General features: G+C 52.8%; 26 protein-coding genes and 2 riboswitches. Of the genes, 16 read left to right on the top strand and 10 right to left on the bottom strand.

The features are described 5' to 3' along the window. Nucleotides 1-633, top strand: a 633-nt coding sequence (locus BUB60_RS18870) for a hypothetical protein (protein WP_207650782.1), incomplete at its 5' end; no start/stop codon positions are given. A gap of 113 nt (nucleotides 634-746) precedes the next feature. Here the strand turns inward: BUB60_RS18870 and BUB60_RS18865 are convergent. Then, nucleotides 747-1643, bottom strand: a complete 897-nt coding sequence (locus tag BUB60_RS18865) for a LysR family transcriptional regulator (protein ID WP_073083130.1) — start codon at nucleotides 1641-1643, stop codon at nucleotides 747-749. Nucleotides 1644-1879: 236 nt separating this feature from the next. Between BUB60_RS18865 and BUB60_RS18860 the strand changes: the two genes are divergently transcribed. The 3 genes from BUB60_RS18860 to BUB60_RS18850 are packed head-to-tail and all read left to right on the top strand — an operon-like array spanning nucleotide 1880 to nucleotide 5135. Further along, nucleotides 1880-3262, top strand: coding sequence for an MFS transporter (locus tag BUB60_RS18860; protein WP_084726627.1), 1383 nt, complete (start codon nucleotides 1880-1882; stop codon nucleotides 3260-3262). A 25-nt stretch (nucleotides 3263-3287) separates the two neighbouring features. Continuing rightward, nucleotides 3288-4268 carry a phosphotriesterase family protein gene (locus tag BUB60_RS18855; RefSeq protein WP_073083127.1) on the top strand — a complete coding sequence of 327 codons (981 nt, stop codon included), beginning with the start codon at nucleotides 3288-3290 and terminating at the stop codon, nucleotides 4266-4268. 39 nt (nucleotides 4269-4307) lie between these two features. After that, the gene (locus tag BUB60_RS18850; RefSeq protein WP_073083124.1) at nucleotides 4308-5135 is read left to right on the top strand and encodes an N-acyl homoserine lactonase family protein; all 828 of its coding nucleotides are present in this window, start codon (nucleotides 4308-4310) and stop codon (nucleotides 5133-5135) included. 43 nt (nucleotides 5136-5178) lie between these two features. Here BUB60_RS18850 and BUB60_RS18845 read toward each other — a convergent pair whose 3' ends face one another. After that, on the bottom strand, nucleotides 5179-5436 hold the full coding sequence (locus BUB60_RS18845) for a hypothetical protein (RefSeq protein ID WP_073083120.1): 258 nt from the start codon (nucleotides 5434-5436) through the stop codon (nucleotides 5179-5181). Between the two features lie 89 nt (nucleotides 5437-5525). Here BUB60_RS18845 and BUB60_RS18840 point away from each other — a divergent pair, with 89 nt between their 5' ends. Next, a complete protein-coding gene (locus tag BUB60_RS18840; RefSeq protein WP_073083117.1) occupies nucleotides 5526-6191 on the top strand; it encodes a cyclic nucleotide-binding domain-containing protein in 666 nt (221 codons plus the stop codon). 8 nt (nucleotides 6192-6199) lie between these two features. Here BUB60_RS18840 and BUB60_RS18835 read toward each other — a convergent pair whose 3' ends face one another. The 3 genes from BUB60_RS18835 to BUB60_RS18825 form a co-directional block, all read right to left on the bottom strand. After that, nucleotides 6200-6706, bottom strand: coding sequence for a hypothetical protein (locus BUB60_RS18835; protein WP_207650781.1), 507 nt, complete (start codon nucleotides 6704-6706; stop codon nucleotides 6200-6202). Between the two features lie 138 nt (nucleotides 6707-6844). After that, nucleotides 6845-7072 (bottom strand): hypothetical protein, encoded by a 228-nt coding sequence (locus BUB60_RS18830; RefSeq protein WP_073083110.1) that lies wholly within the window; start codon nucleotides 7070-7072, stop codon nucleotides 6845-6847. 1 nt (nucleotide 7073) lies between these two features. Continuing rightward, complete coding sequence (locus BUB60_RS18825; RefSeq protein ID WP_073083105.1) at nucleotides 7074-7640, bottom strand: hypothetical protein; 567 nt, start codon at nucleotides 7638-7640, stop codon at nucleotides 7074-7076. A gap of 292 nt (nucleotides 7641-7932) precedes the next feature. Here BUB60_RS18825 and BUB60_RS18820 point away from each other — a divergent pair, with 292 nt between their 5' ends. Together BUB60_RS18820 and BUB60_RS18815 are read left to right on the top strand one after the other, a co-directional pair. Then, nucleotides 7933-8268, top strand: coding sequence for a helix-turn-helix domain-containing protein (locus BUB60_RS18820; protein WP_073083101.1), 336 nt, complete (start codon nucleotides 7933-7935; stop codon nucleotides 8266-8268). Between the two features lie 152 nt (nucleotides 8269-8420). After that, nucleotides 8421-8496: riboswitch (cyclic di-GMP riboswitch) on the bottom strand. A gap of 471 nt (nucleotides 8497-8967) precedes the next feature. Further along, entirely contained in the window at nucleotides 8968-10443 is a 1476-nt protein-coding gene (locus BUB60_RS18815; RefSeq protein ID WP_423242354.1) for a B12-binding domain-containing radical SAM protein, read from the top strand. 217 nt (nucleotides 10444-10660) lie between these two features. On the opposite strand, the gene BUB60_RS18810 is transcribed toward BUB60_RS18815, so the two are convergent. From BUB60_RS18810 to BUB60_RS18805, 3 genes are all read right to left on the bottom strand, one after another. Then, nucleotides 10661-11791, bottom strand: coding sequence for a tyrosine-type recombinase/integrase (locus tag BUB60_RS18810; RefSeq protein ID WP_073083093.1), 1131 nt, complete (start codon nucleotides 11789-11791; stop codon nucleotides 10661-10663). A gap of 78 nt (nucleotides 11792-11869) precedes the next feature. Beyond that, nucleotides 11870-12046: a toxin-antitoxin system HicB family antitoxin gene (locus BUB60_RS20290; protein ID WP_159435479.1), complete on the bottom strand. Its 177-nt coding sequence runs from the start codon at nucleotides 12044-12046 to the stop codon at nucleotides 11870-11872. 166 nt (nucleotides 12047-12212) lie between these two features. Continuing rightward, a riboswitch (cyclic di-GMP riboswitch) is annotated at nucleotides 12213-12297 on the top strand. A 187-nt stretch (nucleotides 12298-12484) separates the two neighbouring features. After that, a complete protein-coding gene (locus BUB60_RS18805) occupies nucleotides 12485-12811 on the bottom strand; it encodes a helix-turn-helix domain-containing protein (protein WP_073083089.1) in 327 nt (108 codons plus the stop codon). A gap of 828 nt (nucleotides 12812-13639) precedes the next feature. Here BUB60_RS18805 and BUB60_RS18790 point away from each other — a divergent pair. Continuing rightward, complete coding sequence (locus tag BUB60_RS18790; protein ID WP_073083081.1) at nucleotides 13640-13867, top strand: hypothetical protein; 228 nt, start codon at nucleotides 13640-13642, stop codon at nucleotides 13865-13867. Nucleotides 13868-14035: 168 nt separating this feature from the next. On the opposite strand, the gene BUB60_RS18785 is transcribed toward BUB60_RS18790, so the two are convergent. Continuing rightward, nucleotides 14036-14431, bottom strand: a complete 396-nt coding sequence (locus tag BUB60_RS18785) for a DUF6173 family protein (protein ID WP_200796656.1) — start codon at nucleotides 14429-14431, stop codon at nucleotides 14036-14038. Between the two features lie 67 nt (nucleotides 14432-14498). Between BUB60_RS18785 and BUB60_RS18780 the strand changes: the two genes are divergently transcribed. Continuing rightward, nucleotides 14499-15194 (top strand): phage antirepressor KilAC domain-containing protein, encoded by a 696-nt coding sequence (locus BUB60_RS18780; protein ID WP_073083078.1) that lies wholly within the window; start codon nucleotides 14499-14501, stop codon nucleotides 15192-15194. 37 nt (nucleotides 15195-15231) lie between these two features. Further along, nucleotides 15232-15411 carry a hypothetical protein gene (locus BUB60_RS18775; protein WP_143162423.1) on the top strand — a complete coding sequence of 60 codons (180 nt, stop codon included), beginning with the start codon at nucleotides 15232-15234 and terminating at the stop codon, nucleotides 15409-15411. A gap of 170 nt (nucleotides 15412-15581) precedes the next feature. On the opposite strand, the gene BUB60_RS18770 is transcribed toward BUB60_RS18775, so the two are convergent. Further along, nucleotides 15582-15920 carry a hypothetical protein gene (locus tag BUB60_RS18770; protein ID WP_073083071.1) on the bottom strand — a complete coding sequence of 113 codons (339 nt, stop codon included), beginning with the start codon at nucleotides 15918-15920 and terminating at the stop codon, nucleotides 15582-15584. Nucleotides 15921-16126: 206 nt separating this feature from the next. On the opposite strand from BUB60_RS18770, the gene BUB60_RS18765 reads away from it, so the two are divergent. The 6 genes from BUB60_RS18765 to BUB60_RS20275 form a co-directional block, all read left to right on the top strand. Beyond that, the gene (locus BUB60_RS18765; RefSeq protein WP_073083068.1) at nucleotides 16127-16531 is read left to right on the top strand and encodes a beta-sandwich lipoprotein; all 405 of its coding nucleotides are present in this window, start codon (nucleotides 16127-16129) and stop codon (nucleotides 16529-16531) included. Between the two features lie 65 nt (nucleotides 16532-16596). Further along, entirely contained in the window at nucleotides 16597-16986 is a 390-nt protein-coding gene (locus BUB60_RS18760) for a hypothetical protein (protein WP_143162422.1), read from the top strand. A 62-nt stretch (nucleotides 16987-17048) separates the two neighbouring features. Beyond that, nucleotides 17049-17186, top strand: a complete 138-nt coding sequence (locus tag BUB60_RS20280) for a hypothetical protein (protein ID WP_159435474.1) — start codon at nucleotides 17049-17051, stop codon at nucleotides 17184-17186. Nucleotides 17187-17226: 40 nt separating this feature from the next. Then, nucleotides 17227-17691, top strand: a complete 465-nt coding sequence (locus tag BUB60_RS18755) for a YopX family protein (RefSeq protein ID WP_073083059.1) — start codon at nucleotides 17227-17229, stop codon at nucleotides 17689-17691. Nucleotides 17692-18459: 768 nt separating this feature from the next. After that, on the top strand, nucleotides 18460-18648 hold the full coding sequence (locus BUB60_RS19935) for a hypothetical protein (RefSeq protein WP_143162421.1): 189 nt from the start codon (nucleotides 18460-18462) through the stop codon (nucleotides 18646-18648). Then, on the top strand, nucleotides 18635-19027 hold a 393-nt coding region (locus tag BUB60_RS20275), incomplete at its 3' end, for a DUF7666 domain-containing protein (RefSeq protein ID WP_423242353.1). The genes BUB60_RS19935 and BUB60_RS20275, both read left to right, overlap by 14 nt.

The following is a 19027-nucleotide window of genomic DNA, read 5'->3' as shown; positions in this document are numbered from 1 at the left end:
CAGAAGCAGTACGACGCGCTTGTGAATTCTGAACAGTATATCAAAGACAATTGGGAGCATTGGCTTGGATTAGCGCAGTCCGGGAAAACGCTGACGACAGACGAACGCGAGGAGGCAAAAATGGCCGCCGCGGCGCTGGGGCAGGCCGCCGATAAGCTTTATTGGTCGCACGGGGACCCGACCTTGCTGACGCGGGAGGAAGTGCGGCAATATAATACCTTAACGGGCCTGTCGGGCGCGCTGGAATCAAAGGAGTCCGGGGTGGAGGCGACGATACTCGGCGCGGCCAACATGATTCCGGTTGATAAAATAGGAAAAGCACTCAGGGACAACATACCGGCCTTCGGGGAATATCAGGACAGCCTGTATTCGGACAGGAACGTCGCCGAGCTCATGGCCAAAAGCAATCTTTCGGAAAATGCGCAGGCGGCCCATCCTGGCCTTTATCTCGCGGGCAACCTTGCCGGCAATGCGGCGCTGACGGCCGCCGGAGGCGGGGTGCTGAGGGGACTCGGCATAGCAAGTCAGGCGGCAAGAGACGCTATAATGTTCGGCACGCTTGGGACCGTCGGCTCTGCCGCGAATCAGGATTGGAGCGCGCCCGGCGGAAAGGGTAGTTGTACCGAAGTTTGACCATTTAGGCGCGTAGGCGCCGGTATATACATTATAATTGATAGTATAATCCCGCCTCCGCGTAATTTGGAGGCGGGATTGTTATGTTGAAAAGGGTTCTAGGGCATTGCCGGTCAGCCGGCGCTGTTTTCCTCGAGGGATTTGATAATCAGGTTGTGGAACAGGGCCACCGACGGATTAGTGTTGTCCTTGCGCCAGGCGGCGTTGACGCTGGTTTTTGCTGTTTCGCCCTTGATTTCAATAAACCGGAATTTCGGGTTCGTATAGAATCTGGTGCTGGAGTCCATGACCGCCACGCCGAAGCCTGATTCGACGTACATGATGATCGATTCTGAGGTGGCCGATTTGATGACCTTCTTGGGATAAAAGCCGCTGCTCAGGCATTGGCTGAGCACCCAGTCCATGCCGGACGGCGTCTCGGAGGCGACGATAAAGCTTTCGTCCTTAAAGTCCTCCATGGACAGCGCATCCCTCCCGGCCAGCGGGTGTGACACCGAGACGACGACGTGACCCGCCGAACGGAAGACGGCGTACTGCTCGATCTCCGGCGCGTTCTCCACTTCAAAATTCAGTATAAACGCCACATCCAGGGCGCGGTTTATCAGCTTTTCCCGCAGGTCCTTGAAACCGTATCCCTCGAAGGAGACGTCGATCCTCGGGTAATTCTGCGTGAATCTTTTAATGAGCGGCAGGAAGATATCGATGTTCGTCTCCTGGAGGTACCCGATATTGAGCTTTCCGTCAATGCCGAGGCTTGTCTGCCGGGCTTTTTCCAATACGGCGGCCGCCTTCTGGTACAGGAGGCTGAACTCGTCATGGATGAATTTCCCCGCGGGCGTCAGCTGCACGCTGTGCTTTGTCCGTGTGAACAGCTCGAAGCCGAGTTCCTTTTCCAGCAGGGCAATCTGTCTGCTGATGGAGGGCTGCGTGGTGAAATGGTGCTCGGCGGCCTTGGAGAAATTGAGGTATTTGGCGACAGTCAGAAAATATTGCAGCTGTAAGCTGGTCATACCATTCTCCTTCCTTGGCTATATGGCGCGCAAGCTATAATAACGCCCGTGCGCTTATACGCTTTGCGTATTACCAAATAAAATTATAGGCATTTCATTTTTTATTTCAACTACTGTACAATTTTTTTGGCGCCGGAGTGGGATGTTTTGGTTAAATTGGACTCTACGCCTCTTTCAGGCCATCGGCGGCCATTGACAATCACCGCTTGAGCATACAAAATGAGGAGGAGTATTTTATGGCACCGGAAACACAAAACAATAATGTTCAGAAAAAACGCGGCCTTTTGCCGAAAGCCCCGGGGTTATCGTGGCTTGCGCTGATCGCCCTGTGGCTGGTCTTCGCGGTCAACGCCAACTGCACCGAGCTGATGAACAGGATCATGCCGGCGGTTGTGAGCGAGTTCAACATTTCCGCAAACCTGAGCGGCCTGCTCGTCTCCCTGGTGATGTTTTCCGGCGGGCTTCTATCCATGTTCGGCTCGGTCTGGTCGGACAGGATCGGGCAGGGGTGGAAGCGCAAAAAGAGCAATATCATCGTCGCAGTGGGCTATGTGCTCTTCACGTTCCTGGTGGGCCTGCCGTTCCTCTCCGTGAGCGTCGTCCCATTTTTCATCTTTGCTTTCCTGCGGCAGTCAATCAGAGGCGTCGGCGAATCGATCGAGGTCAGCTCCGTGGCGGAATGGTGGCCCGCCGAGCGGCGCGGCTTTGCGCTGGGCGCCCATCACACGGCGTATCCATGGGGCAGCCTGCTGGGCGGCTTTCTGGTAGCCGCGATCATGGCTGCGTCCGGCAACGACTGGCGGGTGTGCTTCCTCGTGATTCCGGCCTTCGCGTTGCCGGTGTGGATCTTTTACTGGCTGTTTGCCAAGGAAAAAAGATTCAAGAAATACGAAAACGACGCCCTCAGAATGGGCCTGACGCCGACGATCCAGTCCTCGGACATCGGCACCGGTGAAAAGGGCTCTCTTAAGGAGTGCTTCAAAAATCCCAATATCGTCGTCGGCGCGTTCTGCGCCCTGTTCGGCATCGCCTCCCTGACGGCGATCAATTTCTGGATGTCCCCATATCTGGCGTTCGTGGCCCATTACGATTTCTCCCAGGCGGCCGCCTACAGTGTCATCTTCTCGATCACCGGCGGCATCGGCCAGATCGTGTGGAGCACGCTGTCCGACAAGTTCGGGCGCAAGAGAATCCTGCTCATCGGCTTTGCCTGGCTGGCGGCGGCATTCTTCATGATGCAGTTTGTGGGCATCAGCTTTGCCTGGCTGATCGGCGTGCAGCTTTTCGCCGGCTGCTGCACCAACGCCATTTTCCCGGTCCTCTATTCCCTGGTGTCGGAATCGGGCCGCAAAACGAATATCGCCACGGGGCTTTCCCTCACCGTGTTTTTCTCCGGCTTCGGCGGTTTTTCGGCGTATCTTATCGGCGTGTTCATCAATCTCGGCGGCGGCTGGGACGTCAAGTCCGGGTATATCGTCGCGCTGTATTTCATCGTCGCGCTGATGCTGATCGCTTTTTTGATCGTCCTCCTCTTCTCCCATGAATCCAACGGCAAAAGAAGAGGGCGCGACTGGGCGCTGGTCAGCTATGAGGCCTGCGGCATCGAAAAAGCCTCCTGAGCACACTTGAAAGGAGAAATTTGAATTGGGCAGAAAGCTGACAACGGTCCTCGGGCCGGTGGACGGGGAAGACATCGGGAAAACGTTGGTGCACGAGCACTTTGCGTTCGGGTTCCCCGGCTTCGCGGCGGACGGCACCCTCGGCGGGTACGATTTTGACGCGGTGGTTAAAACAGGCGTCCAGGCGGCCGAGCGGGCCAGGCGCCACGGCGTCAGAACAATCGTTGACGCCACGTGCAACGACTGCGGCAGGGACCCGCTGCTTTTAAGGCGCATCGCCGAGGAGACGGGCATGAACATCGTCGCCTCCACAGGCTATTACTATGAGGGGCAGGGCTCCCCGGCCTATTTCAAGTTCCGGGCCTCCATCGGGGACGCCGTATCGGAAATCTATGAGATGATGGTGGCGGAGCTGACGGACGGCATCGGCAAAACGGGCGTAAAGGCCGGCGTCATCAAAATCGGCTCCAGCAAGGATAGCATCACCGACTACGAGCAGCTGCTCTTCAGGGCGGCGGCCAGAGCCCAGAAGGAAACGGGGGCCGTCATCATGACCCATACGGAGGCCGGAACGATGGGCCCGGAGCAGGCGGACCTGCTCCTGTCGGAGGGCGCCGACCCCTCGCGCGTTATCATCGGGCACATGTGCGGCAACACGGATATCCGGTACGCGGTCGACGTCTTGAAGCGCGGCGTGTATATCGCGCTGGACAGGTTTGGGCTGGAGGCCGAGGTCTTCGGCACGCCGAAGGACGCCGACAGGGAAGCCCTCGCCATCGCACTCATCGCCAGGGGTCATATTAATCGTCTGCTGTTTTCTCATGACACGGTGAATGTCAATCTGGGCCGGCCGGTGAAGTGGCCGCCGTCCATGCAAAAGGCTATGGAGGACGCCAACATCGGCAGGATATTCGAGGTCATCATCCCCGACCTGAAGAGAATGGGGATCAGCGACGAACAGCTTGACACGATCCTTGTGAAAAACCCGGCAAAGCTCTACGGCTGAGCATCAAATCCGACCCTATAACGGAAAGGGGAACGCATCATGGCAAATATGAAAATGTATATACTGGACAACGGCAAGCTGATGCTGGACCGGGCAAACATCATCGCCGGCAACAGGCTGGCCACCGTTGTCGACAAGCATCCCGAGGCAGAATGGACGGAGATTCCCGTCAACACCTTTTTGATCGATCACCCGGACGGCCTCGTGCTGTTCGACACCGCATGCGACCCCAAGGGCATGTCGGACAACTGGCCCGCGTCCTCAAAGCTGGTGTCGCCCTATGAGGCGCCGGAGGGCGGCTACCTGCACGAAAGGCTCGAGCAGCTGAAGGTGAAGCCCGAGGACGTCAAATACGTGGTCATGTCGCACCTGCATACCGATCACGCGGGCTGCCTCAGCCTGTTTAAGAATGCCGAGGTCTTCGTCAATGAGACTGAATTTACGGAGACGCTGAAGCTTTATGCCCTGCGGGAGGAAAAGCCGGCCTATTCCCACTCGGACATCGAGGCGTTCCTGAACGCGAAGCTCCGCTGGCATCTGCTGGACAACACCGAGAAGGAGTATCCGCTGCTGGACGGGCTGACCATCGTCAATTTCGGCTCCGGCCACACCTTCGGCATGCTGGGCCTGCTTGTGGAGCTACCCAAAGCAGGGAATTTCCTCATGGTGGCGGACGCGCTTTACACCAGCGAAAACGCCGGCCCCCCGATCAAGTTCTCCGGCCTCGTTTACGACTCGCTGGGCTATGTCGCCACGGCGAAATTTATCGCCAAATACGCCAAGGCCCATAACGCACAGGTCGTCTACGGCCACGACAAGGCCCAGTCCGACGGCATGATAAAGTCCACGGAGGGCTATTACGACTAACGGAGAGATAAAGCATTATCCCCCGCCGCCGGCGGGGGATAATTTATCCGAACCTGTTTGTTTCGCTGAGAAAAATAAACCCGACACCGCAGGAGCGGCAGCTATCCTGCTCCCGGCTCTGCGCCGTGCCGCACCGGGGGCAGATAATCGCGCGCTCCGGCCGCGCCGAGAAAACGGTATTTGCCGGTACCCTTTTACCGGCGGCGCGCACCGGTCTCTTATGGGCGCGCCCCGGCCCGCGCCGGACGATCAAAAAAACCGCAGCCGAAATGAGGATAACGGCAAGCAACAAATAGTACATAATTTCACCCCTCTGTCTACAGACTATACTGCAGCCTATTGACCCGGGGGTATGACATATGTCATAGTGATGCAAAGGGGTGAAACCATATGGAGAAGCGGCGCGCGCATGAAGCGGAACTGAATTTACTATCGCAATACGGCCTGCGGAGCGATGAATATAAGGACGCCGTCTGCCTGTCCTTTGAGCCCGGGGAATACGTCGTGCGGGAGGGCGGGGCGATCGGCGGCCTGTTCTTTGTCGTTTCCGGAAAGGCCAAGATCTGCCTCAGCGTTTCCAGCGGCAGGCAGCTGCTCCTGTGCTACTTTGTGTCCAGCGGGATCATCGGCGACGTTGAGCTCATGACCGGCAGGAGAGAGGCCTTTTCAACCGTGCAGGCGGCGACAAAGCTGACCTGTATCGTTCTGCCGCTGTCCGATTACGCGGCGGCACTCAAAGAAAATATCGTTTTTGTCAATCGTATCGGCAAGGGACTGGCGGAGAAGCTCATGCAGCGCGGCACAAACGGCGCCGTAACGATTTTGCAGCCGCTTGAAAACAGGCTCTGCGCCTACATACTGCAAACGTCGGACGGCGGCGTCTTCCGTGAAAATCTCACGGAGGTGGCGCAGCTTGTCGGCGCAAGCTACCGTCATCTCCTGCGCTGCCTGGATAAGCTCCGCAGGGAGGGAATCCTGCGAAAGACGCCCTCCGGCTACCAGATAACAGATCCCCGGGCCCTGCGCGACAGGGCCGGAGACCTGTATGTGACGTAAATTCGTCCTCACTTCCGTTCCGCGGCCTGATAGGCGGCGTAGCTCAGGCCGGACCTGGTCCAGTCCGCGAACTTATCAAGCCAGGCCATGCTCGTCGGCGGGCCGAACGGCAGGGGATCGACGTAATGGCGCTGCCGGTATTCCCGCTGGGCGCGGAGCTGCCGGTCATGGGTGCAGTTTTGGCAGTAGCGCGCCCTGCCTTCGATCACGGATGTACAGCCCGCCGTCACGCACCGGTGCGGGGAAATCGGGAGCGTTTCTTGCCCGGCGCCCTTTTCCGCGGCGGCAAGCGCCTGCTGACGCGCGCGGCGCTTGCGCTGGCACAGGCGGCGGTTTTCGTTCCGCCGCGCGTTCACCGCGGCTTTGCAGCTCTGGCAGAGAATCCGGCCCGGCTCGGGGAGCACAGCGCCGCAGTCCCGGCAGCGGCGCGCGCCGGAGCTTTCCGGCTCCCGGAGACCGGCTTGTCCTTCATATGTAACGTGTATGCCGGCAGATTTGGTTTTGGACATAGTCATAAGCCCCTCCCAAAAAGCTTCAGTGCGCGCCGCCATTCGGCGGCAAACCAGACGCGCCAGCGATTGCAGCGCTGAAAGTGGTCGCATTCTCCCCCTCTCCGGCAGGACGCACACGGGTTATTCATCATATTTCCTCCTTTAAAATAATACCGTCCGGCAATCGCAGCCAAACTGGCGTGCCAGCTCTTCCGTTGTGAGCGCCGCGAGCTTGTCCCGAAAGCACTCCTCACAGAGATACGCAAATCGTTTGCCGTCGTGCCACTCGACAAGACGCTCGCCCTCGTAGACCTCGTGGCCGCAGCCGGCGGTCAGGTAGCGCTCGTCCGGCGGGTCAATAGGCGGCTCGGGCATGGCGTTTCTCAGCATCTCAATATACCCTCCCGGTCCTTGTAACGTAGACGACGCCGTCAATGCGTTCGCCGTTTTTGACATCGTCATAGCCGCGCTTTTTCAGAAGGCGCCAGTAGCCTGCCGAGCCGATCCGGTCGTCGCAGGAGGACTTGATGCCCATGACGTACTGGCGGCCGTCGTCGCAGAGGACGTTGTCGCCGTAGGAGACGCTTGTCCTGTTGAAAATCTCGACGACGTCGCCGACGGCCAGGGGCCGGCCCAGAATATCCCGGAACCTTGTCGGCGTTCCGATAATGCCCACTGTTTCGCCATGCATCACGAGATGCGGCGTAAATTCCGCCCTCGGCGCATCTCGGCTGCCGCGTGTGATGATGATCTTCCTGCGGCCTCCCTCTTTCAGCGCCGCGGCAGGCGCGTGCCACCGGCCGTCGCCGATGGTTGTGCCCTCCGGCCACTGGACCCATCCGCCGCCCTGATAGACACCGACGGTGCCAGGAGGAGGGTAATAGCCGGGGCTTGTCTCGTGCAGCCTGCCGTTTGCAAAGGCAACACGGTCGCCGTTTTTGAAAGCTGCCATACCCATATGCCGTCATGCTCCTCTCTTTGTGCCAATTTTCCATAGTTATGGCCGTGCAAACTTGTGCAACTGCACAATATTTGTGGCCTCATATGGACAAAGGCGAACTTTAGTGCTACGATTCGAATAAATGTGGTCGATTTGGTGCATAAAATTCATGGACTTGTGCCTGAAATGATTATAAAGTATCAAATCGTGCCTATAGGTATATGATAGTGCCTATAATGGTATTTGTCAACTAGCGCAGTGCCTAAAAGTGCACTTTATATGCATGCACAAATTTAGAGGGGGAAAATTGGTGTTTTACGATAAGTTTCTGAGCTTATGCGAGGAAAACGGCATCTCACCATCGCGCGCTTTGACGGACATGGGCATCAGCAAGGGCAGCCTTTCGCGCTGGAAGGAAGGCGGAAAGCCGCTCAACGAAAACAAAAAGCTGATTGCGGACTATTTCGGCATCTCAGTCACGGAGCTCCTCGACGAAACGACAAAAAAAACCGCCGCCATGAACGGCGACGGATTGAACGAAAAAGAAGTGGAATGGCTTAAATTGTACCGGCTCATGCCGGAGGGCCGGCGGGCGGAATACCTGGCGATGCTTGAGGCGGCGCTGAAAGCTCAAGGGCTAAGTTGATCGCGATTTCAAGAGCTCGCGCGGGGTCCGCCGAGTTTCTGAGAAGGTTCAGAATTTTCTCTTCGTCATTCATATGTACCAGCTTTCTTTCCCGTCGGAATAATCATTCCGTCCGTGTCACAGGCAAAAATAACGGCGCGCAGCCGTTATTTTTATGCAACTGGCTGCCATGTAAAAGGCCCTTTAGCTTTGCGTCATAACCTTTCGGCTATTTTGCTGGATATTGAATTGTCGCGCTATATTATGTCATCTTCCATATTATAGAATAATATAACAAAATATTCAATACCCTGGCGCAAATTGCTTAAAGAAAGACGCAGTTTGCACAAAGCCCTCCTGTAACCGGGCGTTTCTGTCATAGAGTAATTCCAGTATGCGGCAAATCAGTGGCGATAAACAGGACATTGAGCGAAGTATGCGAAGTTATTTTCAAAAATAGGGCGTTATAAAAGCGGGAGGACGGTCAACAGCCGTCCTTCTTTTTTTTATAACGCGTCTGGAAAGCGGCGATAGAGCCGGCTCTACCGTGGGTAGAAGACATTATTCAGGCTCTATTGGGCGCGTCCTGATTTGTAGAAGGCTTTTTCGGCAGAGTAGGGTGCATCCGCCGTCGCCGGTGGCTAAAATAAGACTAAAAAAGACGAGGGCGGCCGAAAAGCTGCCCTTGCTGAACAAAATCATCACATTCGAGGACGGGAAATGACTATGAAAATTCTGCTTGTCTATCCGAAAATCCCGGTGACCTACTGGGGATTCCAGCATGCGCTCAAGTTCATATCAAAAAAGGCCGCGTTTCCGCCGCTGGGGCTCATCACCATCGCCGCCATGATCCCGGACAGCGTTGATAAAAAGCTGATCGACCTGAATGTCGAAAAGCTCACCGACAGGGACATTCAGTGGGCGGATTACGTCTTCATCAGCGCGATGGTGATCCAGAAGCCATCCGTCAGGGAAATTCTTGACCGATGTCAAAGGCTCGGCGTCAAAACCGTGGGGGGCGGGCCGCTGTTCACGGCGGAGCGGGATGCCTACGGTGATGTGGACCACCTGGTTTTAAACGAGGGCGAGATCACCATGACGGAGTTTTTGGCCGATCTCCGGCAGGGGACGCCGCGCCGTGTCTACGAGACGGACGCATGGGCGGATATCAGCCGGACGCCTGTACCGCAATGGTCGCTATTAAAGCTGAAAAGCTACTCCTCGCTTAACATCCAATATTCGCGGGGCTGCCCCTTCAACTGTGACTTCTGCGATATCACCACGCTGTTCGGCCGCGCCCCTCGGACAAAGACCGCCGACCAGGTGCTCCAGGAGCTGGACGCCATTTACAATACCGGCTGGAGAGGGGAGCTGTTCTTTGTCGACGATAATTTCATCGGCAACAAGAAAAAGCTCCTGGACGACGTTCTGCCGGCCATCATCGGCTGGATGGAGCGCCGGGATCACCCGTTCTGCTTTATGACAGAGGTGTCCATCAATCTCGCCGACGACGAGGAGCTCATGAAAATGATGGTCAAAGCCGGGTTCAACAGCGTCTTTATCGGCATCGAAACGCCCGACGACACCTGTCTGACCGAATGCCAGAAGACACAGAACAGGAACCGCGACCTGATCTCCTGCGTCAAAAGGATACAGGAGTACGGCATCGAGGTCTCCGGCGGCTTTATCGTGGGCTTTGATAACGACAGCGAGACGATATTCAACCGCATGATCAAATTCATCCAGGACAGCGGGATCGTCACGGCGATGGTGGGCCTTTTAAACGCGCCCATCGGGACAAAGCTCTATCAGAGGCTTCAGAGCGAGGGGCGCATCGAAAAGAGCTTTACGGGCAACAACACGGACTTCACAATGAACTTTGTCCCGAAGATGGACCGGCATGTGCTGGAAAACGGATACCAGCAGATCGTGAAAACGATCTATTCGCCAAAATATTACTACGAGCGGGTCATCAACTTCCTCGCCGGCTATAACCCCAAAAAGTTCGCGGAGAGTTTTTCACTGATGAATATCGTGGCGTTCCTGCGGTCCATTTTCAGGATCGGCGTTTTCGGCAGGGAACGTAAATATTACTGGAAGCTGCTCAACTGGTCGCTGCGCAACAGGCCCGACACGTTCCCGATCGCCGTCCGGTTTTCCATTTACGGGTTCCATTTCAGAAAGCTCTATGAATGAGCGTTCCGGCGCTTGAAAATCGCCCGCCGGTCAACTATGATAAAAGAAAACATATTCCCGGGACGGCTCTGCCCGGACGGTCCTGACTGAATAAAGAAATCCCCTGCGGCCATAGGCTGCAGGGAATTTTCAAATGGAGACTAATGGGCTCGAACCAAGAAAAAATGCTGTAATTGCAACGAGGAGATCAGATTTTGACACAAGGATTGACATAAACCTATGCCAGCGGCGTATAATTGGCTGCAAAATGTTCGTTCAATGCGGCGTTTGCTTTCCCTCTCTTTTTTTGCCGAAGATGTGTATATATTGCCCTGGTAGTTGCTATGTCCGCGTGTCCGAGCAATTCCTTTGCAGTAAGTTCGTCAATGCCTGCCTCATATAATATAGTAGCGTAGGCGTGCCGTAATTGATGCGGCGTTATAGTTGGGGTAAAGATATCAACTTGATAGTCTTTGCCCTTTTTATTTTTCCGCGTTTCTCGGGTAACCGTAGTCAATCCGGAGTCTTTGCAATAATGTTCCCAATGTCTTCTAAAGGCTGAGTCGGGCATCGCAACGCCATTTTTGCCAGGGAAGACGTATTCGTCGTTCTTTACACTTTTCGGCCGTTTTAAAACTGACTTTAAATCCGAGAGCAACGGGACGGCGCGTGCGCCGGCTTTCGTTTTAGGCTCTTTTTCGCGCGGCCTGCCGCCGCCAGAGTATTCAAGCGCCTTTGAGCATGTTATCGTTTCGTTTTCAAAATCAATGTCGCCCCACTTGATAGCAAGGGCTTCGCTTCGGCGAAAACCCGTATATAGGAGAAACATGGGAAAGAGTCCAAAATATTTGTCGATATTCTTCCTGATCGTTTCGATAACGTCATCCTCCGGAGCCTCGCGTCTCGATTTAGGAAGCCCGTGCGGAATGGACACAGAAAGCGCGGGGTTGTATTTAGTATAGCCCTGCAGAATCGCATAATCGAATATCAGTTTGAAGACCGTCCGCTGGGTTGAGACGGTCTTCATAGATTTGCCATCGTCTTTTAATCCGAGGATGACCTTATTGATATCCCCGGCCGTTACGTCAACCAGTGGAGAATTACCACATTCATCTATAGCTCTTTCAAATGACGGCTGGTAGCAGACTTGCGTCCCGGCCCGTATTTTCTCCCAGTGGTGGTCATGCCATTGCTCCGCGACGTCTTTAAAAAGCGTAGGCACCGGGTTCTTTGCAGCCTCAACCTTGTCATAAAGAAGCCTCGGATCGCGGTCATAAAGGTATTTTGGTGGACTTCCGGGTATAACGGCCTGATATCGGCCGTCTTTGCGCTTCGTAAAAAGCGCAGCATAGTCTATTTGTTTTGGCATAATTTAACCTCAATGGAATAAATAACTTCGCAAACTTCACACACTGTCCTTTTTATAACCCACCATGCGCGCTATAATTCAATCATCAAGGACTTTTACTTCTCCGTTTTTAGCCTCGTAATCTTCTACGCCTTTTAAAATCAAATGAACAATCAGGGAATTGACGCTGCGATGCTCTTTTTGCGCCATAATTTCCAGTTTTTCATGAATCGACCGGTCGATACGGACGTATGTAGGATATTTATCCGTTGCCATTTTATTGCCTCCATATAACAGGTTAGTCCTATCATATGTCGGCAAAGTGCGATCATATATTTGCAAATGTTTGCACATTGCAGTGGTTTTTAACAAATATTATGTAAATTTTTTAGCCCAAATTTTGTATTGCATACTGTCATATTATGTATTATTATGTAAACATAACTTATTATGGCAAGCCCGGAACAATCCGGCGGCGCAAAACTATAGGGCCTAAAATGTTAACATTATGGCGGCCAGTTGCCGCGTGAGCGACGTTATCGTTCATAATGGCATCGCCATCTTTTTTTTGTAGACGACTATATAGATATATATTTACAGATTTAGAAAGAGGGGTACCCATGGATGCGAACGAATGGTCGATGTCAGATTTGGCAGCGGAGGAAAAAGCATTAGTTTTATTGTTCCGAAGTAATAATGAAGAAGCGAAGGAACTTATTTTGCCCCTGTTAAATGGTCAATTGCCGCCTGTATCTCCGGATTTAAAGCCCGATAACTCTTAATCATTTCGATCTCCTTTTTTGAAAGCCTGAGACTGTCATCAGTTTCGGGCTTCTTTTTTTCGTCCGTTTTGCCTGTTAAAAAATCAACAGTTGTGTCCAGCAGGTCCGCAATCTGCAATACACCGTTTTCATCCGGAAGCCCCTTCCCGCGTTTCCAATCTGCAATCCAATTCCGCGCATGGCCCATCTTTTCACAGAAATAAGGCTTTTTCCATCCTTTTTCTTTTATTAAGTTTTCTACCCTGTCTATATTTATCAATTTATTGACCTCCATTTTGTTAAATAAATAGAATCTACCAAAATGGTAGAAATCAGATTGACAGACACCGAAACGGTAGCTATAATGAGCGTAGAAAATGTTTGACAGTGGACGCAACAACAAACCAAGCCTTTTGAGTTAACTTCTCAAAAAGCCGCAATTCGACAGTATTATGGATGTTCGACGCAACCATAGTACATTCTTTCCCGTAATTTGTCAAATATTTTTTACAAAATACAAAATGGAGGTGATTCGGATATACGAGCTTTTACGCGCTGAAATTGCAAAGCAAAAGAACCTGCAGAAGAAAACCAACGCGGACCTTGCTGGCCTGACGGGATTCAGCAAAAAGACAATTGAGGCGTTTATGTGTGCGGCGCGTGACAGCGACTCTGTTGCAAACGCCCTCGCAAAGGCACTCAAGATCGAACAATAGAAAGGGGGACCACAATTTGCCCCGCGAAAGAGAAGGATACCGCGAACAACTCTCCGACATCCTGGAGTATTTCGATGACAGGCGGCTCCTCTCGGTGTCGGATGTTTCTAGATACCTCGGAATCAGCCGCCAAAGGGCACGAAAACGGCTCAACATTACCGGAGACAAGGGTGTGTCTGCGACGGAACTGGCTCGGAAGCTTATCACCTAGAAAGGAGAGCACATAGACCATGAACGCCAAAGTGATTCAAGTCATTGAAACTTCAAGCACCACCGGGACCGGCAAGCCTGACGACCCCGTACGTACAATCACGCAATATTGGAGATTCAACGGGAAGTTATTGTTTACCGCTGATCCCGCTTGCGAATCCCTTAACTAGAGAGGAGGCCACATGCAAATAGCAGTATATTCCACTACGAGAAAAATCGAAGTCTGCTCTGAGTCCGCCGCCGGAATGGCTAGGTGCAAGGACGGAATCGTAAGGCAGGCAATCCCGTATATCGCGATCACGGCAGAGTTCAAAGGAGAATGGGATACGCCTCAGGCCATGACCGCCGAATTGGACGCCTGCATTAAAAGGCTCCTGGATACCTACAACCGCTCATGCGGAGATAACTAAAGGAGGAAAAACGAACGGTGACAGAAGTTGAAGAAAGTCTTTGGACGGACATCGGGGACTTGTGTTTAAAGCGCGCGCTGGAGGCCCTCCAAAACAATACCGCCCCAACTGCGGCAACAATTGAGACGGTATCTCGTTTAGTGGATATAGCGATTGCAATTGACACGCTTAATCTTCGGTGGGCAGACCGAAACCTATGCGGTGCGGCGGGACAGTGGGGTCAACCTTCTCCACGGACATCATGAGGAAGTTTAACTGAGAGACATGTTGCATGAGCGTTGCTTTCGAGCCATTCACAAAGCCGTAAAACCTAAGTATATCCGGGTTGTGAAACCCAATGCCGGTGACGTTCAAAATTACAGTTTGACCGAAACATGCAAGCTTTAATGCGACTTCGTGTTCATCATCAAGGTCTTCTTCAAACGCTTTTATAGTTTCAAGAATAATGCCTTGCTGCTTGTCAGCCATATGGCTTCTGGCAACAGTGTTAACTGGATTTTCAATTGCCAACGTTTCGAGCGAGTCCATTTCGCGAATCAAATTCGATAAGAAATCATTATCCAAATCATATCACCTCCTTTCACGGAGAGTATACACCGGCAGTTACCAAAAATCTACATAAGGAGGACACATGAACGATCTAATCAAAATCACCTATGACAACGACCGTCCAACAGTATCAGGTCGGGAACTTTACGAGTTTCTGGATTACGACAAAAGTCAATGGGCGCGGTGGTATAAGAAAAACATCGAAGAAGACCCGCTATTCGCCGAAGGAATAGACTACGTACCCCTCGACATCATGTCGAACGGTAACATGACCAAGGATTTCCAGCTTACTATCGAAATGGCGAAAGAGTTATCCATGCTGGCAAGAAACGAGAAGGGCAAACAGGCCCGGCAGTATTTCATCAATCTTGAAAAGGCCTGGAACACCCCGGAGGCGATCATGTCGCGGGCGCTCCGCATGGCGGACGAACAACTCAAGATGCTCAAGATCGTCAATTCCGAGCTGACCGTCAGCAACACCATCATGGCACCCAAGGCAGACTATTTCGATCAGTTGGTTGACCGGAATCTCCTGACGAACTTCCGCGAGACGGCAAAGCAGCTCGGCATCAGGGAAAAGGAATTCATGGCTTTCCTGTATGCGCGCAAATACATCTACCGCGATCAGAAAGGCAAGATTCAGCCGTACGCCGACAAGAACAACGGATTGTTTGAACTGAAAGAGACGTTCAACGAAAAGACACAGTGGTCCGGGACGCAGACGCTGATAACGCCGAAGGGGCGAGAGACGTTCAGGCTGCTGTGCGTGGGGATATGAAAGGAGGAAAACCATGGAGGGCTTTGGACTAACGCCAATGAGCAAATCTTATAGATACGCCATTCCCGGGGAGGGGTACCGCCTCCGCGACGGGAGGCTGCACGGCACCCCATCCATTGAAATCGAAATCAAATTTCCGCAGGTGCTTGAGAATAAAGAGAAATTCCAGGCGCAATTAAAAAGTCTCTTTGACGAAATCCTTGAGGTTTGCAAATAATCCACCCGAGCAACCAATTCGCGGCGAAATAGAGCTGCCCTAAAAGCAAAACCGCCTGTGGTGGTTTCACAGACGGCCCGCTTCCAATTTATTTACCCAAAGAACGCTGCAGATGCCAGCACTACCAACGCTACGTCTTTTTTACGTGATACGAACACGGCACTTGATAGTTAACCTACGCCTTTTTTAGTCCGGTCTGTTCCGGTATGTAGATTCTTTTCTACCGGCATCGCCCGCAAAACCACTGCACGCTTCTTGGCGTTCCGCGTCACTTTCGCAGTTTGGATTCTGCGATGACCGCCCTGCGCATCGGCTATGAGGGTTAGCTCATATCGGGAACTAGCAAGTTCAAAAGTTTGGTCATGAAGACCACGCTCCTTCCTTGCCACAAAGGGCAGCTCCATTTTACCGCGAATTGGGAAAAAGTCAATTTCAAAGGAGGCGATCATCACGGACATCGGCGTAATAGCGTTATTCATCTGCTCCGGCGTTGCTCTCGCTGGCTTCATTTTCTCAGCGTCTCTGATCTACGTCGATTCCCGCAAGGAAAAACGGCCGGCAGCGCGGACGGCGACACCAACCACGGCCCTGCCAGACGACGGCAAGAAGTACATCACGATCAGCCCGGACGATCCGAACGCGGGATATCTGTCCAGCATCTACGCCGCCTGTGAGCGCGGCGACAGAATCTATTTTAAATGAAAGGGTGTCTTCAATGAAGAAATCAATCCCGCGCGTTATCGCTATCCTTCTGGCGGTTTTAATGACGGCAATCGTGTTTGCCGGGTGCAGTCAGGCCGATAAGGTCGGTGCGAACATCTCCCAGCAGGCAGACAACTTCAATGTTCACAGAAAACTCACGGCGTTCAACGTGCGAACAAACGAAATAGTTTTTGTTGCTGAGGGAAATTTCTCCATAACCAAGGAATCGGACGGAGATTTGGCGATCATCGGTGAGCAGCCCGACGGTACATTCTACAAGCACTTTGTTTACTTAAGCGGCGGCTGGATTTCATATACATGCGAGCAAATCGGCACCAGTGACGTCAATAAATATGCGTACACCATCAATTTTAACCCCAAAATGATGGAAGGTGCCCTCCCCGGCTACGTGGATTAACTGACTTCCCCCACCAAAGACAAAAGGAGTGATGCCACACAAATAAATAATAAGGAATGATCGCCATGACGTATATCGTCAATCAGGACCGCGACCAAGTCATTCACACTACAGCTGCAGGAGCGCTTTTCACGCGCCCGGCATATTATCGCAATCGTCTTTTTAAAAAGCAATCGTTGGCCGGGATAAACCTCATGTACGGCAATCCCGATAAGCCGCGCAGCAAAAGCAATGCGGTACTCGGTACCTTTGATTCCTTAGCAGAATGTATTGCCGAGATAGACCGATATCAAAACTGCAAAGAGGATTCATTCTGGGTATCTGGATATTGCAACTATATGGGACCGGATAATCTCAATGAACTGCTGTTATCGCTCCGTGAAGAGATCGACGCCACAAAGCATCTGCCGACACTCAATGATGACATGGAGGTGATCTGTGGTGAACCCGATTAACCGCTTGCGTTACCTCAAAAAATTATGCGCCGTGATTGCGGCGCTACATGGGAGGTCCCGTTATGCGAATCACTGACGAATACCTCCAAATCCGCAAGGACGGCACTGGCTGGCGAATCGAGCGGCGCCGGGACCACGACGCGTTTTGGTGGGTTGTGACGTTGCTCGGGCTGCTGATGATGAAAGTGATCGTGATGTGATGGAAGTCGACGGATAACAAATAAGAAAGGAGTTATGCAAATGCGTGAAATACTGTTTCGCGGAAAGCGTACGGTTCTTGACAACAGCGAGTGGATATACGGGTACGGAGCAATTGATAACGAGATACTTACACTGGATTTTGCAAAAGGCATCATCCGCGTTGAGGTTGAAAAAGGTACTGTCGGCCAATTTACCGGGCTCTGCGATAAGAACGGCAAAAAGATATTTGAGGGAGATATTCTCGGCGGCACACTCGAACTTGTAACATCACGAGGCAATCCTACTGGCAGTTTTTCTGAGAGCCGCCACGTTGCGGAGTGGGGCGACGAACAATCTGGATTTATTGCGCGACAAACATACGAATCCCGCTACCCTAAATTCTACGCCGACAAAAAGCCGCTGGGAATCTTAAAAATTGTCGCAGAATATTACCCAATAATAGGCAACATCCACGACAGTCCCGAACTGCTCGGCAAGGAGGGCTCCCCATCAACAGAAAGCTAAAACCCTACACCGGCCCCGGACGCCAGTGGACCGTCCTGGATATCGCCCTGGTCGCGGCTGGCGCATTGGTCATCGTGTTAGTCTTCGTGGCGGCGGAGGTGACGTGGATATGAAAGGAGGGGCACGATACGAGAATTTTGGTCGCCTGTGAAGAATCGCAGGCGGTAACGCTCGAACTCCGCAAGCTCGGACACGAAGCCTACAGTTGCGATATCGAGCCGTGCAGTGGCGGCCATCCGGAATGGCATCTACAGCAGGATGTGACGCCGTTACTTTCCGAGCCGTGGGACATGATAATTGCTTTTCCACCTTGTACATATATCAGCAACGCGGGCGCTTGCAGATTGTACCCGCGCAAAGGACAGATGGACATTGCCAGATATCAGAGAGGGCTTGAAGGCAAGGCGTTCTTTATGCAGTTCTACAAAGCGGATTGCCTCAGAATTGCAATTGAAAACCCTGTGTCCAGTTCCATATTTCACATGCCGCCACACACGCAGGAAATACAACCTCACCAATTTTACGGAAAAGCTCACCCCTATACAAAAAAAACGCGCTTATGGCTGAAAGGTTTAGCTCCGCTTGTTCCAGTAGAGCCAGTAGAGCCAGTAGGCCCATATGTTCCAGCCGGAACCGGCCGCAAAGATCGGAGTAAATATGGAGCGGCTAAGCGGGGTGAAGACGCAAAAAACCGTGCAAAGACATTCCCTGGAATCGCCCGAGCCATGGCCGAGCAATGGGCCGGAGATATACGAAAGGAGGCCCCCATTGAAAATCTACAAATCCGATCAGGTGATGATGATCGGCAAGTCTGAGCCTAAACCGACGAGGCTGAGGATTATCAAGGCAGAAAAAGCGCCGCCTCTGATGTTGGAACCATCAAAAGCGGCAATGACAAGAAATATTGATAAGCCCATCATAGGGCAGAAAGTGAGAATTGTCAATGAAAACCTATAAAGGCTTCGACAAGAACATGCAGTGCCGGGGTTTCCAGTATGAGCCCGGGAAGACCTACGAAGAGCCTACAGCCAATCTCTGTCGGGCGGGCTTCCATGCCTGCGAGAGCCCTCTGGATGTCTTCAACTACTATCCTCCCGCGACGAGTCGTTATGCCGAAGTCGCTCTGGACGATGTCAGTGATAAACGCGACGATGATACAAAACGTGTTGGCAAAAAGATCACCGTCGGCGCCGAAATCGGCATCCCCGGGCTCGTTAAGGCGCATATCGAGTACGTAAAAGTTCATACCACATTTGAACATACCGACCCAAAGCAGGCCACGGCTGGCAACTACGGCGCGGCCACGGCTGGCTACAGCGGCGCGGCCACGGCTGGC

The organism is Sporobacter termitidis DSM 10068, from assembly GCF_900130065.1.
GTDB lineage: Bacteria > Bacillota > Clostridia > Oscillospirales > Oscillospiraceae > Sporobacter > Sporobacter termitidis.
The sequence above is the reverse complement of the archived record's forward strand: the minus strand, read 5'-3'. Positions and strand labels throughout refer to the sequence as shown.

What these genes read in the sequence shown, in the direction of transcription:
- BUB60_RS18865 (WP_073083130.1), bottom strand. Translation starts at nt 1,643, where the DNA reads ATGACCAGCTTACAGCTGCAATATTTTCTGACTGTCGCCAAATACCTC.
- BUB60_RS18860 (WP_084726627.1), top strand. Translation starts at nt 1,880, where the DNA reads ATGGCACCGGAAACACAAAACAATAATGTTCAGAAAAAACGCGGCCTT.
- BUB60_RS18850 (WP_073083124.1), top strand. Translation starts at nt 4,308, where the DNA reads ATGGCAAATATGAAAATGTATATACTGGACAACGGCAAGCTGATGCTG.
- BUB60_RS18845 (WP_073083120.1), bottom strand. Translation starts at nt 5,436, where the DNA reads ATGTACTATTTGTTGCTTGCCGTTATCCTCATTTCGGCTGCGGTTTTT.
- BUB60_RS18840 (WP_073083117.1), top strand. Translation starts at nt 5,526, where the DNA reads ATGGAGAAGCGGCGCGCGCATGAAGCGGAACTGAATTTACTATCGCAA.
- BUB60_RS18835 (WP_207650781.1), bottom strand. Translation starts at nt 6,706, where the DNA reads ATGACTATGTCCAAAACCAAATCTGCCGGCATACACGTTACATATGAA.
- BUB60_RS18830 (WP_073083110.1), bottom strand. Translation starts at nt 7,072, where the DNA reads ATGCTGAGAAACGCCATGCCCGAGCCGCCTATTGACCCGCCGGACGAG.
- BUB60_RS18825 (WP_073083105.1), bottom strand. Translation starts at nt 7,640, where the DNA reads ATGGGTATGGCAGCTTTCAAAAACGGCGACCGTGTTGCCTTTGCAAAC.
- BUB60_RS18815 (WP_423242354.1), top strand. Translation starts at nt 8,968, where the DNA reads ATGACTATGAAAATTCTGCTTGTCTATCCGAAAATCCCGGTGACCTAC.
- BUB60_RS18810 (WP_073083093.1), bottom strand. Translation starts at nt 11,791, where the DNA reads ATGCCAAAACAAATAGACTATGCTGCGCTTTTTACGAAGCGCAAAGAC.
- BUB60_RS20290 (WP_159435479.1), bottom strand. Translation starts at nt 12,046, where the DNA reads ATGGCAACGGATAAATATCCTACATACGTCCGTATCGACCGGTCGATT.
- BUB60_RS18790 (WP_073083081.1), top strand. Translation starts at nt 13,640, where the DNA reads ATGCAAATAGCAGTATATTCCACTACGAGAAAAATCGAAGTCTGCTCT.
- BUB60_RS18780 (WP_073083078.1), top strand. Translation starts at nt 14,499, where the DNA reads ATGAACGATCTAATCAAAATCACCTATGACAACGACCGTCCAACAGTA.
- BUB60_RS18775 (WP_143162423.1), top strand. Translation starts at nt 15,232, where the DNA reads ATGAGCAAATCTTATAGATACGCCATTCCCGGGGAGGGGTACCGCCTC.
- BUB60_RS18770 (WP_073083071.1), bottom strand. Translation starts at nt 15,920, where the DNA reads ATGAAGCCAGCGAGAGCAACGCCGGAGCAGATGAATAACGCTATTACG.
- BUB60_RS18765 (WP_073083068.1), top strand. Translation starts at nt 16,127, where the DNA reads ATGAAGAAATCAATCCCGCGCGTTATCGCTATCCTTCTGGCGGTTTTA.
- BUB60_RS18760 (WP_143162422.1), top strand. Translation starts at nt 16,597, where the DNA reads ATGACGTATATCGTCAATCAGGACCGCGACCAAGTCATTCACACTACA.
- BUB60_RS20280 (WP_159435474.1), top strand. Translation starts at nt 17,049, where the DNA reads ATGCGAATCACTGACGAATACCTCCAAATCCGCAAGGACGGCACTGGC.
- BUB60_RS18755 (WP_073083059.1), top strand. Translation starts at nt 17,227, where the DNA reads ATGCGTGAAATACTGTTTCGCGGAAAGCGTACGGTTCTTGACAACAGC.